Origin of the sequence: Actinotalea ferrariae CF5-4, assembly GCF_000603945.1 — a bacterium.
GTDB lineage: Bacteria > Actinomycetota > Actinomycetes > Actinomycetales > Cellulomonadaceae > Actinotalea > Actinotalea ferrariae.
On record NZ_AXCW01000339.1, the window covers coordinates 1 to 2,172 of the forward strand.

At 75.8% G+C, this 2,172-nt stretch carries 2 protein-coding genes; both read left to right on the forward strand.

Annotated elements, in window-relative coordinates:
• The first annotated feature begins 172 nt into the window (after positions 1-172).
• A complete protein-coding gene (locus N866_RS17380; protein ID WP_425393975.1) occupies positions 173-1,027 on the forward strand; it encodes an ABC transporter permease in 855 nt (284 codons plus the stop codon).
• Between the two features lie 142 nt (positions 1,028-1,169).
• Positions 1,170-2,156 carry a COX15/CtaA family protein gene (locus tag N866_RS17385; RefSeq protein ID WP_052023211.1) on the forward strand — a complete coding sequence of 329 codons (987 nt, stop codon included), beginning with the start codon at positions 1,170-1,172 and terminating at the stop codon, positions 2,154-2,156.
• The last annotated feature ends 16 nt before the right edge of the window (positions 2,157-2,172 follow it).

Sequence of the window (2,172 nt, forward strand, 5' to 3'; positions counted from 1 at the left end):
ATGTCGGGACGTGCGAGGACGGCCGGCTGGAGGTGCACGGCGACCTCGACCCGGCGCTGCTGCACCACGTCACCGGCTGGGCCGCGTCCCGCGGGCGCCTCATCACCGCGATGGACGCCGGCCGGCGCACGCTGGAGGACGTCTTCCTCGACCTGACGGGACGGACCCTGCGGTGAGCGACCCCGCGATGACGAACCCTGCGACGACAGGACACACGACGACCGACCCGGCCTCGAGCCCGACGGCGACCTCCGCCGCCCAGCGCACCGGGACGGCGGGCACCGTCCAGCGGGCCGCGCCGGTCAGGCGTCGGGTCCTGGCGCAGGCGGCCTTCGAGATGCGCACGGTGCTCCGCAACGGCGAGCAGCTGGTCATCACCCTCGTGCTGCCGGTGCTGCTCCTCGTCGTCCTGACGCGCACGGCCTTCGTCGACCTGGGCACGACCGACCGCATCGGCCTGGTCGCGCCCGGCGTCCTGGCGCTGGCCGTCATGTCGACCGCCTTCACCTCCCAGGCCATCGCGACAGGCTTCGACCGCCGCAACGGCGTGCTGCGGCTGCTCGCCACGACGCCCCTCGGGCGCGGGGGCCTGCTCGCGGGCAAGGTCCTCGGGATCGTGGCGGTGGAGGTCCTCCAGGTGGTCGTGCTCGTGGGCGTCGCCGTGGGGCTCGGCTGGCGCCCCGAGGCCTCCGGCGTGCCCGGTGCCCTGCTGGCGATCGTGCTCGGCACCGCGGCCTTCACCGCCCTGGCGCTGCTCGTCGCCGGGACGCTGCGGGCGGAGGCGGTGCTGGCGATCGCCAACCTCCTGTGGGTGCTCCTGCTCGCGGGCGGTGCCGTCGTCTTCCCGGCCGAGCTCCTGCCCCGGCCCCTGGCGGCGCTCGCCCCCTTCCTGCCGTCCGGCGCGCTGGGCGAGGCCCTGCGGGCGGCGCTCGACGGCGGGGCCCTGCCCCTCGCGCCCCTGGTGGTGCTGACGGCGTGGACGGTCCTGCTCGGGGCGGCGACGGCACGCTGGTTCCGCTGGGCGTGACGGTCCCGATGGCCGCCGGTCCTCGGGACCGCGCCCGAGCCCCGTCGTCCCGGGTGACGTGCGTCACCTCCGGGGCCCCGTGGCTGCACCCGCGCTGAGCAGGACGGCCACCACGCCCTACCCGGGCCGTTACCGTTGCCGTGTGAGCACGACTGCGCGCACCGACGGGCCCGTCCCCACGTCCGCGCGGGCCTCCCGCCTCGCGCCGTCGCCGCGGTGGGCCCGCCGGATCCTGTGGGCCAACCTCGTGGCGCAGGTCGCCATCGTCGTGACCGGTGGAGCCGTGCGGCTCACCGGGTCGGGGCTGGGCTGCTCCACGTGGCCGCAGTGCGAGCCCGGGCAGTTCGCCCCCCAGTTCCACGAGGCGACGTCCTGGCACCCCTACATCGAGTTCGGCAACCGCACCCTCACCGGTGTCCTCGGGATCCTGGCGCTGCTCACCGCCTGGACCATCGTGCGGCGCCGGGACCGCAGCCGCTCCTTCCGCCTGCTCGGGCTGGTGCCCCTGCTGGGCACCCTCGTGCAGGCCGTCGTCGGCGGGCTGACCGTCCTGCTGGAGCTGCACCCGGGCTGGGTCGGGACGCACTTCGTCCTGTCGATGCTCCTCATCGTGGCGTCCCGGGCCCTGCTCGTCCGGCACGCCGAGGGCGACGGGCCGCCCCGTCCCCTCGTGGACGCCCGCACCCGTCAGGTGAGCCGGCTCCTCGTCCCGCTGTCCGCGGTGGTGGTCGTCCTCGGCGTCATCACGACGGGCGCCGGACCCCACTCCGGCGACGCCGACATCCCCTACCGCCTCGCGCTCGACCCGGCGGCGGTCTCGCGCGTGCACGCCGTGTCGGTGTGGGCCTACGTCGCCGGTGTCGTGGCGCTCGTCGTCCTGACCCGCCGGGTCGTCGCCGGACGCGTGCGCACCACCGCGCTCCGCCTCCTCGCCGTCACGCTGGCGCAGGGGCTGATCGGCTACGTGCAGTACTTCACGGGGCTGCCCGTCGTCCTCGTGGGCCTGCACATGCTCGGCGCGGGCCTGCTCGTCGCCGTGCAGACGAACCAGTTCCTGAGCCTGCGGGAGCGGGACGAGGCCAGCGCGACGTCTGCCGCTCCCGCCGCGCCGGTCACCGCCGCGGCCTGAGCCCTGATCCACCGGT